General features: G+C 59.8%; 12 protein-coding genes. 9 read left to right on the top strand and 3 right to left on the bottom strand.

Annotation, left to right across the window (positions count from 1 at the left end):
• The first annotated feature begins 51 nt into the window (after positions 1-51).
• From soxX to Ga0074115_RS09410, 5 genes are all read left to right on the top strand, one after another.
• Positions 52-423, top strand: a complete 372-nt coding sequence (soxX, locus tag Ga0074115_RS09430; RefSeq protein ID WP_057956389.1) for a sulfur oxidation c-type cytochrome SoxX — start codon at positions 52-54, stop codon at positions 421-423.
• Positions 424-450: 27 nt separating this feature from the next.
• Positions 451-1290, top strand: a complete 840-nt coding sequence (soxA, locus tag Ga0074115_RS09425; RefSeq protein WP_057956388.1) for a sulfur oxidation c-type cytochrome SoxA — start codon at positions 451-453, stop codon at positions 1288-1290.
• A 54-nt stretch (positions 1291-1344) separates the two neighbouring features.
• Positions 1345-1689: a SoxXA-binding protein gene (locus Ga0074115_RS09420; RefSeq protein WP_232433020.1), complete on the top strand. Its 345-nt coding sequence runs from the start codon at positions 1345-1347 to the stop codon at positions 1687-1689.
• Positions 1690-1719: 30 nt separating this feature from the next.
• The gene (locus Ga0074115_RS16780) at positions 1720-2385 is read left to right on the top strand and encodes a rhodanese-like domain-containing protein (protein ID WP_005965222.1); all 666 of its coding nucleotides are present in this window, start codon (positions 1720-1722) and stop codon (positions 2383-2385) included.
• 106 nt (positions 2386-2491) lie between these two features.
• Positions 2492-3499, top strand: a complete 1008-nt coding sequence (locus Ga0074115_RS09410; protein ID WP_057956386.1) for an MmgE/PrpD family protein — start codon at positions 2492-2494, stop codon at positions 3497-3499.
• Positions 3500-3557: 58 nt separating this feature from the next.
• On the opposite strand, the gene greB is transcribed toward Ga0074115_RS09410, so the two are convergent.
• Entirely contained in the window at positions 3558-4052 is a 495-nt protein-coding gene (gene greB / locus Ga0074115_RS09405; RefSeq protein WP_057956385.1) for a transcription elongation factor GreB, read from the bottom strand.
• Between the two features lie 226 nt (positions 4053-4278).
• Between greB and Ga0074115_RS09400 the strand changes: the two genes are divergently transcribed.
• Positions 4279-5541: a hypothetical protein gene (locus Ga0074115_RS09400; RefSeq protein WP_060528452.1), complete on the top strand. Its 1263-nt coding sequence runs from the start codon at positions 4279-4281 to the stop codon at positions 5539-5541.
• 111 nt (positions 5542-5652) lie between these two features.
• Here the strand turns inward: Ga0074115_RS09400 and Ga0074115_RS09395 are convergent, their stop codons facing one another.
• Both Ga0074115_RS09395 and queF read right to left on the bottom strand, forming a co-directional pair.
• A complete protein-coding gene (locus tag Ga0074115_RS09395) occupies positions 5653-6975 on the bottom strand; it encodes an FGGY-family carbohydrate kinase (protein ID WP_057956383.1) in 1323 nt (440 codons plus the stop codon).
• The gene (gene queF, locus Ga0074115_RS09390; protein WP_005964673.1) at positions 6938-7327 is read right to left on the bottom strand and encodes a preQ(1) synthase; all 390 of its coding nucleotides are present in this window, start codon (positions 7325-7327) and stop codon (positions 6938-6940) included. The genes Ga0074115_RS09395 and queF overlap by 38 nt, the downstream gene beginning before the upstream one ends.
• A 173-nt stretch (positions 7328-7500) precedes the next feature.
• On the opposite strand from queF, the gene smc reads away from it, so the two are divergent.
• The 3 genes from smc to ligA are packed head-to-tail and all read left to right on the top strand — an operon-like array spanning position 7501 to position 14047.
• Positions 7501-11010, top strand: coding sequence for a chromosome segregation protein SMC (gene smc, locus Ga0074115_RS09385; protein WP_060528451.1), 3510 nt, complete (start codon positions 7501-7503; stop codon positions 11008-11010).
• 2 nt (positions 11011-11012) lie between these two features.
• Positions 11013-11774: a cell division protein ZipA gene (locus Ga0074115_RS09380; RefSeq protein WP_232433019.1), complete on the top strand. Its 762-nt coding sequence runs from the start codon at positions 11013-11015 to the stop codon at positions 11772-11774.
• Positions 11771-14047, top strand: a complete 2277-nt coding sequence (gene ligA / locus Ga0074115_RS09375; RefSeq protein WP_057957027.1) for an NAD-dependent DNA ligase LigA — start codon at positions 11771-11773, stop codon at positions 14045-14047. Before Ga0074115_RS09380 ends, ligA begins: the two co-directional genes overlap by 4 nt.
• Positions 14048-14113: the final 66 nt, after the last annotated feature.

Raw genomic sequence — 14113 nt, 5'->3', positions numbered from 1 at the left:
CGCATCAGATTGGTGAGACGCATTGGATTCCACCTTTCCCTGGAGGAAATAATGTTAGATAGAAGCAGAAAAGTGGTTGGTATTGCCAGTATCGCTGCTGTGTTGGCAGCATCCCTGGTTACGGCTCCAGCCATGGCTGCAGGCGCAGCCAGCGCAATGGAAGAGGGCAAAAAACTTGCCTTCACCCGCAAGAAAGGCAACTGCCTTGCCTGTCATCTGATCGAAGGCGGTAAGGCTGCCGGCAATATCGGTCCACCGCTACTGGCGATGAAGGCCCGTTACCCCAACAAGAAGGATCTGCATGACCAGATCTGGGATGCGACAGCTAAGAACCCAGAGTCACCGATGCCTGCTTTCGGCAAATATGAGGCCCTGTCGGCTGCAGAGATCGACAAGATCGTCGATTTTATCTGGTCTTTGTAAGCGGCCCAGTTCGGAGGAATAGTGATTATGATCAAACTGTTAAAAACGATGGCCGCGCTGGCGATTACAGCTAGTGTCGCATTCTCTGTGCAGGCGGCCACCCCCGAAGAAGATCTGAAGGCGTTTCAGAACCACTTCAAATGGCGTTTCCCCGGCGTGCCGACTGAAGAGTATGTCAATGGTGTCTATGCCATCGACAAGATAGGCCGCGAGAGTTGGGAGGCGATCGAGGAGTTTCCCCCATATGAACCCTTCATCGATGCTGGTGAAGAGATGTGGAATACCCCTTTTGCCAATGGAAAAGGCTATAAGGACTGCTTTCCCAAAGGTCCTGGCATCAAGGGCGACTATCCGCACTGGGATAAAAAGAAGGGTATGGTGATGACCTTGGCTCTGGCGCTTAATGAGTGCCGCAAGGCGAACGGCGAGAAGCCGCTGAAGTATAAGAAGGGTCCGATCAACGATATCCTTTCTTATATAGCCTACGAGTCTCGCGGGCAGGTCACCAATGTAGTGATCCCCAAGGATGATCCTAAGGCGCTTGAGGCCTATGAGAAGGGCAAGAAGTTCTACTACACTCGCCGAGGTCAATTGAACTTCTCTTGCGCCCACTGCCACCTCCAAAATGCCGGCATGAACATCCGCTCCGATGTGCTGAGCCCTGCATTGGGTCACACCACTCACTTTCCGGTCTATCGCTCCAAGTGGGGCACCGTCGGTACTTTGCACCGTCGTTTCACCGGTTGTAACAAGCAGGTGCGTGCCAAGCCCTTCAAGGCGCAGGGTGAGCAGTATCGCAACCTGGAGTACTTCCTCACCTACATGAGCAACGGTCTGCCACTAAATGGCCCCGGCGCACGTAAGTGATTAGAGGTTTGATAGATGCGAAAGCAAGCAACAGAAAAAAATCGGAGTGGGATGATGCAGAAGCAAATCTTCGCTAGAGTAATCTTCGCCTCGGCACTGCTCGCGCTGGTAGGGTGTGCGACAGCCAGTGCCCCGCAAGGTGACATGGCGGCTGGTACGGCTGCCGAGGCCAAGGCGGCAATCGCAGCCGCTGACAAGGCACGCAAGAAAGCGGCCGGCGTTGAGGGCGAGTGGCGCGACATCGGCAAAATGTTGAAGAAGGCCAAGAAGGCGGTCGAAAAGGGTGACTATGCCAAGGCAACGAAACTCGCCAAGAAGGCCAAACGCCAAGGTGAACTGGGTTATCAGCAGGCAGTTTCCCAAAAGGAACTGAAAATGCCGTCTTACCTGAAGTATTGATAACAGGCTTCCTGCAGGAGGAAATGCATAATGAAACATGCCAAGTCATTCGTGACACTCGCCCTGGGGCTTACTCTCTCGGGCCTCGCCCTGGCTGATTCGGGCACCCACATCAGTGCCGGCCTGGAGTCTGTGGAGGTTCAGCACAAAACTAAGCTAGTCAAGATCGAGCGAACCGGCGATAAAAATTCGGTCATTCCAGCTACCTACGCTAAGAATGGCCGTCATTGCCCACCATTCTGTGTGCAGCCAATAACGGTCGCCCAGGGGGTGGAGACTATAGGAGAGCTGGAGCTGCTCGGTTATCTTAAGCGGATCGGTAGCGGTGATAGGACCGTGTTGGTAGTCGATTCTCGCAGCCCGGAGTGGCTTGCCCGCGGCACCATCCCCGGTTCGGTGAATATCCCCTGGAACCTGATCAGTGTTGACATGGCCGGCACCTTCGCGGTCGATGCTGAGGCAGAAACGCTCGCTACAATTTTGAAGGATCAGTTTGGTGCCCATCTGAGCAATGGCCAATGGGACTTCCGCAATGCCAAGACTCTGGTGCTCTTCTGCAATGGTCTCTGGTGTCCGCAGTCTGGCAACAACATCAAGACCCTGATTCGTCTCGGTTACCCGGCCTACAAACTGAAATGGTACCGTGGTGGCATGCAGGATTGGGTCAGTGCCGGTTTGACCACTGCCAATCACTGATAGGGATCCGGCTGGAAAAAGCGACCCGACCGGCTCTGTCGGTCGGGTTTTTTTCTGTCCGGCGTATGCGCATGCGAGTTTGCCGCTGAACACAGGGAGTGCATGAATGCCATCATCTTCAGCCCAAAGCCTGCAGGCAGATCAGCCGCTGGTCGATATCGCCGATTATGTTTGCCACTATCAAATCACCTCCGCCCGTGCCCTGGATAACGCCCGTATCTGTCTAATGGCGGGGCTGGCGGCGGCGTTGAATGCACCGCGAGACCCTGAGGCGGCAAAACTGCTGGGGCCGGTGGTGCCGGGCACCTTGGTACCCCATGCTGCCCGAGTGCCCGGCACCCGCTTTGAACTCGACCCGGTAAAAGCGGCCTGGGATATTGCTCTTCTGGTGGATTGGGCGGGTGACGAACAGATCTGCGCTGGCGGCGGTAGTCTTGCCTGTCTTGGGCCGATTCTCAGCCTTGGCGACTATCAGAGTCGCAATGCCGTGGCTGTGGCCAAGGCACCGAAAATAATTGAAGACCTGCTTCATCGCCAAGTCAAGGCGATGGAGATCCAAGGTGTACTCGCGCAGGACAACCCCATCAGTGAGCAGGGGCTAGATCCGGTCTGCCTGCTGAAGCTGGCCACAGCTGCGGTCAGCGCGACCATGCTTGGTCTCGATCATCGCCAGGTGGTCGATGCCTTATCCCTGGCCTGGGCTGACGGGGCCTCGCTGCAGGTCGATCGGCACAGCACTAGCAACAGCACTCGGCAAGGGTGGGCCGCGGCTGATGCAGTCAGTCGCGGCCTGCAGTTGGCGATGCTGGTAGAGCGGGGGGAACAGGGCATTCCGCAGGTGCTGAGTTGTCCTAAATGGGGTTTTCAGGATGCACTTTTGGGCGGCGCTCCGATCAAGCGCCAACAGGCCTACGCTAGTCAGGTGATGGATGAACTGTTCTCCTCCGGTGAACAGCGGCAGAGGCTGGTTGCAGAGATTGAAAACCAATTCTGGAAGGCACTGAAGCTGCGTTTTGCCGAACGCCGGGCGTGCGGAATCTACAATCTCTGCCTCAATATTGGGGATCTGGAGACAACATCGGTCGATCAGTTTATTGAGATGCTGGTGATCTAAGGCGCCTCTGAACAAGTCATAAACTCGTATCTTGCGTCCAGACTTGTTCAGAGGCTCCCTAACTGTATTCGATAGCGATGATGCAGTAAGCGGTTATCCCGCCGGGCACTGCGATCTCCACCTCATCATCCAGCGAACGTTTCATCAGACCCCGCGCCAGTGGTGAATCCATGCTGATATAGTCGGCCTGATGGTCGATCTCATCAGGGCCAACAATCCGATAGCGATGCGTCACACCCTGCTCATCTTCAAGGGTCACCCAAGCGGCAAAGAAGACTTGCTGGCGGTTGCTGGGGGGCTGTTCGACCACCTTCAGCTCGGGGATACGCTTCTGTAGATAGCGGATGCGCCGATCGATCTCCCGCAACTCCTTTTTGCGATAGATATACTCTGCGTTTTCCGAACGGTCCCCCTCCGCTGCCGCTGCAGAGAGCGCCTTCACTACCTCCCGCCGACGTTTCCAGAGCCCCTGCTCCTCGGCAAGCAGGCTCTGATGGCCATCAGAGGTGATATAGGGGGATTTGGGCGGGGCAGGGGGGCGGTATCTTCCCATTGAGCTCAGTTTCCGGTTGATCTCCAGAGGGCATTTTAAAGGGATTCGCGGTGGTTTTTGAGTAATCATCCTCATCTGTGGTGACGCCGTACCGAAGAGTGCGGATTTGTCACCAATCATTAACCACCCTATGGGATAAACTGCCAGATGATTTCGTCGTGAACCTCAGGCAAGCAATCTCAGGATGAATAGAATAAGGATGTGGATTAGCGCTTTAGCAATATCGATGATCGTGCTGATGACTGCCGGGTGCGGCGGCAGCAGCGGCGAGGCGGTGGTCACCAACAGTGGCGACCTGTCGGACATCATCCCCTACCAGACAGCAGGCCGCTACAGCTCGGTACTGAAGGGGTGTGTGGATATCGACACGATCCTTTCATCCTGCCTGCTCAGCGAGCTGCCGCTGATCGGTCAGCAGAGCGACAACCCCGATATCGCCACCATCATGGAGCGGGTTCTCGTTTCGCACCAGTGGATGGGGCAGCGTTTCGAGGCGGCGCTAGCGCTGCTCCCGGTGGAGACGCTGAAGCTGTTTCGGTCAGTCACCGCCATCGTCATCGACAGCGACATCCGCCCCTCCCACTACCGCACCAGTACCGCGGCGATCTATCTCGATCCGGCCTATCTGTGGCTGACCAATGCGGAGAAGGCCGACATCTCCAAGCAGGAGGACTATCGCACTGATTTTGGCGCCGATCTGAATTTTGACTACCTCTGGCGTTATGTTAGCGGCAGTAGCTATGCCTACGAGAACTATGACCTGAATGGCACAGAAGAGCGCACCCTGAACGACATCAGACTGCCACTATCTCGTCTGCTCTACCATGAACTGGCCCACGCCGCCGACTTCGCCCCGCCGGACCGGATCGCCAGCCTCAATCCCAGCATCTCGGTCTATGAGGCGATTCGCAGTGTTGAGAACGACTGGCTCTCCAATCGTCTCTATCGCCAACAGCCGTTAGCGTCACAGGAGCTGGATGGTATCGCCAGCGTACTCTATGACGGACAGACCGCCGACCAAACACAACAGCAGATGGAGGCCGACTACGCCGGTGCCTTACTACAGAATGACGGCGCCAACCACCTCTATAGCTACTACACCCAATATGAGGATCTAGCGATGCTGTTTGAGGCCGCTCTCATGAAACACTACGACGACATCGATATGGATATCGCTTTCGCTGGCAAACCGGCGGCAGAAGAGCCTGTTTGCGAGGACTATTTGGTCGGCTGGGGCGAGCGCAACCGGATTGCTGCTGAATCAGTTAAGGGTCGGGCCGAGTTCGCCGCCGAATCAATCCTGCCCGGCGCCACCGACTGGTCAGTCTTCTTTGCAACAATCGTGGGTACGCCTCAGTCGATGGTGGTAGGAGAAGACTGGTGCGCCAATCTGACATTGGGAACGGGTGCCAGATCAATCCGCGATGATGCGGCCCTCCAGAATTTGGCAAAACGCCCAATCAATCCACAGGACCGCATGATTCCTTAATAATCATCCAAAATTTTATCCGCAAATGACGCAAAATATGCGAGGAGTGGATCACTTTGGCGAGGCTAGTTCGTTGCTATTGGCGTTTTTGGCGGGACTAACTTCCCATGATCAACCTGTTACCCCCCGTAGCGCCAGCAAGGCAGTACCATAGGCGGCCTGCTGCTGCGCAGAGCGAATCACCGGTACCCCCAGCTGCTGCTCGCGAAACGCCAGCCAGGGTTGATTGGCGGCACCACCACCGATCGAGAAGATCCGCTTTGGTGGAGGAGCCCCCAGGCGCTGCAGCAGCGCATATCCCTCCACCTCGATGCGGGTGATGCCCTCCAGAATTCCCTGAAAGAAGCGCAGATCCTGCTCAGGTCGAGGGCTGAGATGGGCTGGCTTCTCCGGGTCGTTGAACGGAAACCGCTCGCCAGGCTGGAGCAGCGGATAGTAGTCGAGCCCGGTGGGCTGGGCGAAATCGAGCACCTCGCTGAGCTGCCTCATCTGCTCCTGGCTGAAGTGGGCGGCACAGACCGCGCCGCCGCTGTTGGAGGCCCCGCCAACCAGCCAATGATCCCCCAGCCGGTGGCTGTAGACGCCATACTCCGGTGCAGAAACCGGCCGCTCGGAGAGGATCTTTAATACCAGGGTGCTGCCGAGTGAGGTTACCGCATCGCCGATCTCTGATGCACCTGCGGCCAGTGTCGCGGCATTGCTGTCGGTGGTGCCGCTGACCAGGCGGCAACAACTAGGGATGCCGGTGGCCTGAGCCGTATCATCGCTGAGTCGTCCGGCAATCTCGCCCGGCTGACGGACCTGCGGCAGGGCATCGAACGGTACATCTAACCGCTCCAGCCACTCCGGCCATTCCCTTGCCTGCGGATCGAAACCCAGCTTCAGGCAGTTGTTGGCGTCACTGACGCCAAATCGGCCGCAGAGCCGGCCAAGAATCCAGTCGGCCTGATGCAGGGCGAGGAAGGGCTGATCGCCGACCTTCCGCTGCAGATGCAGCAGTTTAGCGAGGCTCGATGAAGCGCTATGCACCGGGCTCGATGCCGGGGCGACAGCCGCAATCCGGGTAAGCTCCGCCCGGCTGCGGCTGTCGTTATACATCAGCGCAGGGGTGAGCGGCCGGCCCGTCGGATCGGCGAGCAGCAGGGTGGCGGAGGTGCCATCCACTGCGATGGAGCGGATGCTATGCTCGTCGAGCCGCTTCCGCAGCATCCGCAGAACCTCAAGGCTAGCCTGCCACCAGAGCTCTGGATCCTGTTCGCTTGCGGCTGCAAAAGGGTGTAAGGGAGAGGACAGGTCCACCGCGGCCTCCGCCACCATCCGACGCTGGCCATCGATGGCAATGCCCCGGCAACCGGAGGTGCCAAGGTCGATGCCAATGTAGCAGGGGGCGTCGATCTCAGGGGAGCTGAACGGCAATCGGCGGCTCCCAGCCATCGGCCCTGTGCTCCGCAACCACCGTCGTATAGACGCCGCCGCGCACGTTGAAGTCGGCGGTCAGACGCATAAAGCGTGGCCGGGTCGCTTTCACCAGATCCTCCAAAATGTGGTTGGTAACGGCTTCGTGGAAGGCCCCCTCATCACGAAACGACCAGACATACATCTTCAGCGATTTCAGCTCCACGCAGAGCTGGTCGGCCACATATTCAAGGGTCAACTCGGCAAAGTCAGGTTGACCGGTCTTGGGGCAGAGACAGGTAAATTCAGGCACCCGGATGCGGATCGTGTAGTCGCGCTCCGGTTGCGGATTGTCGAAGGTTTCCAGCTGTTTGCTCGGTTGGCTCGGCATCTCGGTTTGTCGCCTCGGTTAAGAATCGGCGGAGATTATACGAAACTCCGGCCTGTGTCAGAAGCAATGGGAAAATATCTATAAAAAACAGTTGGATATGAATAATGAATTGACTGACTGATAGGCTGTGCAAGCCTGTATCAGCGGCTGGGATTAGTGTATCTTAGCCGCCCATGCGACTGGAGAAAATCAAACTCGCCGGGTTCAAATCATTTGTCGACCCGACTACCGTGCCGATGCCAAGCAACCTGGTGGGCATTGTCGGGCCCAATGGCTGTGGCAAATCCAATGTTATCGATGCGGTGCGTTGGGTGATGGGCGAAAGCTCCGCCAAGATGCTGCGCGGCGAGTCGATGGCGGATGTGATCTTCAACGGCTCCAGCTCCCGCAAGCCAGTTGGCACCGCCACCATCGAGTTGTTGTTCGACAATGCCGAGGGCCGCGCCGGCGGGCAGTATGCCCAATACAACCAGATCTCGGTGAAGCGCCAGGTCTCGCGGGACGGCCAGTCGAACTACTATCTCAACGGCACCCGCTGTCGTCGCCGCGACATCACCGACCTGTTCCTCGGCACCGGCCTGGGGCCGCGCAGCTACTCGATCATCGAACAGGGCATGATCTCACGACTGATCGAGGCGCGCCCGGAGCAGCTGCGGGTCTATCTCGAAGAGGCTGCCGGCATCTCCAAATACAAGGAGCGGCGGCGCGACACCGAAAACCGCATCCGCCATACTCGGGAGAACCTGGAGCGGCTGGAGGATCTGCGCGGCGAGGTGGCGAAACAGCTGCAACACCTGCAACGCCAAGCGGCCACCGCAGAGAAGTATCAGAGCTACAAGACGGAAGAGCGCCAGCTCAAGGCAGAACTGCTGGCACTGCGCTGGCGCAGCCTCGATGAAGAGCTGCAGCAACGCGACCGCTCCATCGCCGAGATGGAGAACCGTCTTGAACAGGCACTCACCGAGCAGCGCCGGCTGGAGGCGGGCATCGAGGCCCACCGTGAACAGCACACCGAGGCGAACGACCTGTTTAATGAGGTACAGGGGCGCTTCTACGCCATCGGCGCCGAGATCAACGGCCTGGAGCAGTCGATCCAGTTTGCCCGTGACGCGCGTCGTCAGCAGCAGCAGGATCTGGAGCAGGTGGAGCAGACCTGGCAAGAGTCGGAGGCGCATCGGGCCCAGGACCAGTCGCGACTCGAAGAGCTCAACGAAAATCTGCTGCGGGAAGAGCCTCGGCTGGAGGAGGCGCAGGCGCTGGAAGAGGAGGCCGCACTTGCCGTGGCCACTGCCGAGGAGGCGATGAACGCTTGGCAGTCGCAGTGGGAGGCGTTCAACCAGCAGGCGGCGGAGCCGGCCCAGAGCGCCCAGGTGGAGCGCACTCGGATCAACAACCTGGAGCAGCGCGAGCGGGATCAGGCACGTCGACTGCAACGCTTCGACGAGGAGCTGGCGGGTCTCGATGAAGGGCCGCTGCAGCAGGAGATCGCTGACTTTGAGCGGCAGCAGCAGGAGCAGCAGGCCCGCGCCGAGGTGGTACAGGAGCAGCTGGACCAGACCATGCAGCAGATCAGCGAGCAGCGCGACGTCAATCGCCAGCTGGCACAGCGGCTCGACGAAGTCCGCGCGCAACTGCAGGGCGACAAGGGTCGGCGCGCCTCGCTCGAGGCGTTGCAGCAGGCCGCCTTGGGCAAGCAGGGTGACGCGCTCTCCGAGTGGCTGGAGCAGAGTCATCTGAGCAGAGCGGCCCGTCTCGCGGAGCAGTTGGAGGTAGAGTCGCGTTGGCAGCGGGCAGTGGAGATCGTATTGGGATTCCATCTGCAGGCAGTCTGTGTGGAGAACCTCGACGATTTGAAAGAGGCTTTGGCGGGGCTGCAGCAGGGTGCCTTGAGCCTGCTCGATCAGACTCCGGTACCGCCCGATGCGCCGGAGCTGCCGGGCGACAGCCTGCTGGGGCGCATCCGCTCTCCCTGGCCGTTGCAGAACCTGCTTGGCGGGGTGCGTCTGGCAGAGGATCTTGATACCGCCTTGATGATGCGTCGCGGTCTGCGCAATGGTGAATCAGTGATCACCCCGGAAGGGGCCTGGCTTGGACCAAACTGGATCCGTCTCACCCGTGAGGAGGATGAAAGCGCCGGGGTACTGGCCCGGGAAGAGGAGCTGCGGCGCTTGAGTCAATTGCTTGAGCAGGGGGAGGCAAACGCAGCCGAGCTGGCCGAGCAGAGCGAACAGGGCAGCAGCGAGCTGCAACGGATCGAACAGCAGCGTGAACAGCTGCAGTCCGGTTTTAACGAGATTAACCGCACGCTCTCCGGGATCGCCTCGGCATTGAGCGGCAAGCGTACCCGTGCCGAGCACATCAACCAGCGCCGCGAGCAACTGCATCGCGAGCAGCAGGAGATCCTGCAGCAGATCGAGACAGATCGTGAAGAGCTGGAGCTGACCCGGCAACGGCTGCACAGCGCACTGGAGTCGATCGAGACCCTGGGCAACCGCCGCGAGTCACTGGTGGCGGAGCGCGACCGGTTGCGCGAGGCGCTGACCCAGCTGCGTGACCGGCTTAACCAGCAACGCGCCCAGAGCCACCAGGCCGCACTGCAGATCCAGTCGATGCGCACCGCACAACAGTCGCTACAGCAGAATCTACAGCGCATGAGTTCACAGTTGGATCACCTGGCACAACGCCGCGAGGAGCTCAGAGGCACCCTGGCCGCAGCCGAAACCCCGCTGGAGCAGCAGGGCGAGGCGCTGGAGGAGAAACTGGTACAGCGGCTGGCGGTGGAAAAGGAGCTGAGCGAGGTGCGTGCCAGCCTAGAACGGGTCGACCAGGAGCTGCGTGAACTGGAGCAGCAGCGCCAGCGCATCGAGCAGGTGGTACAGACGCGCCGCAGCGAACTTGATCAGGGTCGTCTGCAACGCCAAGAGGTACTAATCCGCTGCAAAACGCTGGAGGAGCAGCTGCGCGAGATCGACCAAACCGCCGAGGCGCTGTTCCGAGAGATGCCGGAAGAGGCTGCTGAGGGCGTCTGGCGTGAGCGGCTGGAAAAGCTGGCCAACCGCATCCAGCGACTCGGTGCGATCAATCTGGCCGCGATCGATGAGTTCAAGGAGCAGTCAGAGCGGCTCGCCTACCTGGATGAGCAGCATGCCGACATCAGCAGCGCCCTGGATACCCTGGAGGGCGCTATCCGTAAGATCGACCGTGAGACCCGCACCCGCTTCAAAGAGACCTTCGACAAGGTCAATGCTGGCATCAAGGAGCTGTTTCCACGCTTGTTCGGTGGCGGCCACGCCTATCTGGAGCTGACCGGCGAAGATTTGCTCGATACCGGTGTCACCGTAATGGCGCGCCCGCCGGGCAAGCGCAACTCCAGCATTCAGCTGCTTTCAGGCGGGGAAAAGGCGCTCACCGCGGTGGCAATGGTGTTTGCCATCTTCCAGCTCAATCCGGCCCCCTTCTGCATGCTCGACGAGGTGGATGCGCCGTTGGATGATGCCAACGTGGGGCGCTTTTGCCAGATGGTGAAGGCGATGTCGGACAAAGTGCAGTTTATCTTTATCACCCACAACAAGATCACCATGGAGATCGCCAACCAACTCTCTGGCGTCACCATGCATGAGCCTGGGGTGTCACGTCTGGTAACCGTTGATGTAGAGGAGGCGGCACAGCTGACAGCCGTTTGAACATGGATAGTGGAACACTGCGATTGATACTGATTGGCATCGGCATCTTATTTCTGATCGCCATCTACTATTGGGACCGACTCAACCGAAAAGATGCGCGGGAGCAAGCCCGACAGAAACTCGAAGCCGAGCTGGATGAGGCTGATGAGAGTTCCATCGAGAGTGCTTTCGCCAAGCCTGTGGGTGATCCCGATGAGCTCTCTCTCGGTCAGCTAGACTCCAGCCTGGATGACGATCTGAGCCCCTTCGATCGGGCCTTTTCTGCGACTGACGAGCCGGAACCGCAGGAGGAGATCCACCTAGAGGTGGATGAGACCTCACCGCTAGATGTACCCCACCTGATCCTGCAGATCCACCTGCTGCACCGGGGCGACTGGTTCGATGGTGAGCCGCTGGAGCGTGCGCTGAGTGCGGCCGGGTTGCAGCCGGGCAAGATGAAGGTGTATCACCGCCTCACCGGAGATGGCAGCCGGCGGGTGGTCTACACCGTCGCCAACCTGGCCGAACCCGGCACCTTTCCTCTTGGTCAGATGGGCGGATTCAAGACCCCGGGGCTCGCTTTTTTTGCTCAGCTGCCCGGCCCGCAGGATGGCCAGGCGATCTTCAACGACATGCTCAAGACCGCCGAACAGCTCGCCGCCCGCCTCGGTGGTGAGCTACATGATCAGAGCCGCAGTGTGCTGACCCGCCAGACTATCGAGCATATGCGAGAACAGATCACCGAACATGGCCGTAAGGTCCGCCTCGCTCGGAGCAAGGGATGAGCCAAGGCAGTGAGGCCGAGGCCCAGATCGAGGCATTACGCGAGCAGATCCGCTTCCACAATCGTCAGTACTACGTCTACGACGCTCCGCAGATCCCCGACGCCGAATATGACCGGCTGATGCGGCAGCTGCAGGTGCTGGAGGCGGAACACCCTGAACTGCTGAGTGACGACTCCCCGACCCAACGGGTCGGCGGTGAACCGTTGCAGGGGTTTGCTGAAGTCCACCACCGAGTGGCGATGCTCTCGCTGGATAACGCCTTCAACGCGCAAGAGATCCGTGAGTTCGATCGACGGGTTCGCGATCGGCTGAGGCTGGCGACTGATGCGTCGTTGATCTACGCCGCTGAGCCAAAACTGGACGGACTGGCAATCAGCCTGCGCTATGAGCAGGGGCGATTGGTGCAGGCGGCTACCCGGGGGGATGGCAGCAGCGGCGAGGATGTGAGCTCCAACGTGCGTACCATCAAGGCGATCCCGCTGCGGCTGATTGGTGACGATGTGCCTCCGGTGCTGGAGGTGCGTGGCGAGATCTTCATGCCCAAGGCGGGCTTTGCACGGTTGAACGAGGCCGCCCGCCAGCAGGGAGAGAAAGAGTTTGTCAATCCGCGTAATGCGGCGGCCGGCAGCCTGCGTCAGCTCGATCCACGCATCACCGCGCAACGGCCACTGGCCTTCTTCTGCTATGGCTTCGGTGAGATCGCGGGCGGACCGCTGGAGCAGAGCCAATCACAGAGCATCCTGCGTCTGCGCGACTGGGGTCTGCCGGTCTCGCCGCTGCTTGAACAGGTCGATGGTGTCGATGGCATAGTCGACTATTACCAACGCATTGAGGCGCAACGGGAGTATCTTAATTATGAGATCGACGGGGTGGTATTCAAGGTCGATCTGTTCGAGCAGCAGCAGCAGCTAGGATTTGTCGCTCGCGCACCACGCTGGGCCATTGCCTATAAATTTCCCGCCCAGGAGGAGCTGACCCGGGTCGAGGCGGTGGAGTTCCAGGTGGGACGCACCGGTGCGATCACCCCGGTGGCACGCCTGCAGCCGGTGTTTGTCGGCGGCGTTACGGTCAGCAATGCAACCCTGCACAATATGGATGAGGTGCTGCGCAAGGATGTGCGGCCGGGTGATACCGTCTATGTGCGACGCGCCGGGGATGTGATCCCCGAGGTGGTGCGGGTGCTACCTGAGCGACGCCCGTCCGACAGCAAACCGGTGGAGCTGCCGAAGCTCTGTCCGGTCTGCGGTTCCGAGGTGGTGCGTCCGGAGGGGAAGGCGGTGGCCCGTTGCAGCGGCGGCCTCTACTGTCCGGCCCAGCGCAAGGAAGCGATCAAACACTTCGCCAGTCGCAAGGCTCTCGATATCGAAGGGCTGGGCGACAAGTTGGTGGAGCAGCTGGTGGAGCAGGGGCTGGTGAAGGATCCGGCCGACCTGTTCACACTCAGCCTGGAGGAGCTGGCAGGGCTGGAGCGCATGGCCGAGAAGTCGGCGCAGAATCTGCTCGATGCCCTGGAGCGGAGCAAGCGGACGAGCCTGGCGCGCTTTCTCTTCGCGCTTGGCATCCGCGAGGTTGGAGATGCCACCGCCGCCGCACTGGCCCGCCATTTTCGCGATCTGCAGCCCCTGATGGCCGCGGAACGAGACGACTTCATCCACGACAGCGGCATCAAGGGGGTCGGCGCCAGCACCGCGCAGGCGATCTGCGAGGCGTTGGCCGGCCCACTGCCAGCAGAGCCACTAACCGGTGGGCTTGCCGACTGGTTGGCCGGGATGAATGTGCGCGGTCTCAATCGAGCGGTAGCTGAGCGCCTGAGTGAGCGTTTCGGTAGTCTGGAGGCGTTGCAGCAGGCTACCCCCGAGCTGCTGCGGCGTGAACAGCGCAGCCTGGTGGAGGGAGTGGGACCAATCGTGGCCGATCACATCGTCACCTTCTTCCGCCAGCCTCACAATCAGGAGGTGATAGAGAAGCTGCGCCAGGTCGGCGTCAACTGGGAAGAGGAGACGCCGCCAGAAACGCCTGCTGAAAGCCCACTGCTGGGCAAGACTGTTGTATTGACCGGTACCCTGAGCCGGCCGCGTAGTGCGATCAAGGCAGAGCTGCAAGCGCTCGGGGCCAAGGTGACGGGCAGTGTCTCGAAAAACACCGACTACCTGATCGCCGGTGCAGAGGCCGGTTCAAAGCTCAGCAAGGCGCAGCAGCTGGGGGTGGAGATCCTTGATGAGGCCGGGCTGGCGCGGCTGCTGGGCGGTGCCTCCGAGCAGAGTGATCCATGATAATTGGATGGTAATGGGGCTAAATGATTGGGTAAGCTGTGCCGATCTGCCCGTAATCTTTACACT

This window comes from endosymbiont of Ridgeia piscesae, assembly GCF_001443665.1.
GTDB lineage: Bacteria > Pseudomonadota > Gammaproteobacteria > Chromatiales > Chromatiaceae > Endoriftia > Endoriftia persephonae.
Note: the sequence above shows the minus strand (reverse complement) of the source record. Positions and strands in the feature narration are given on the sequence as shown.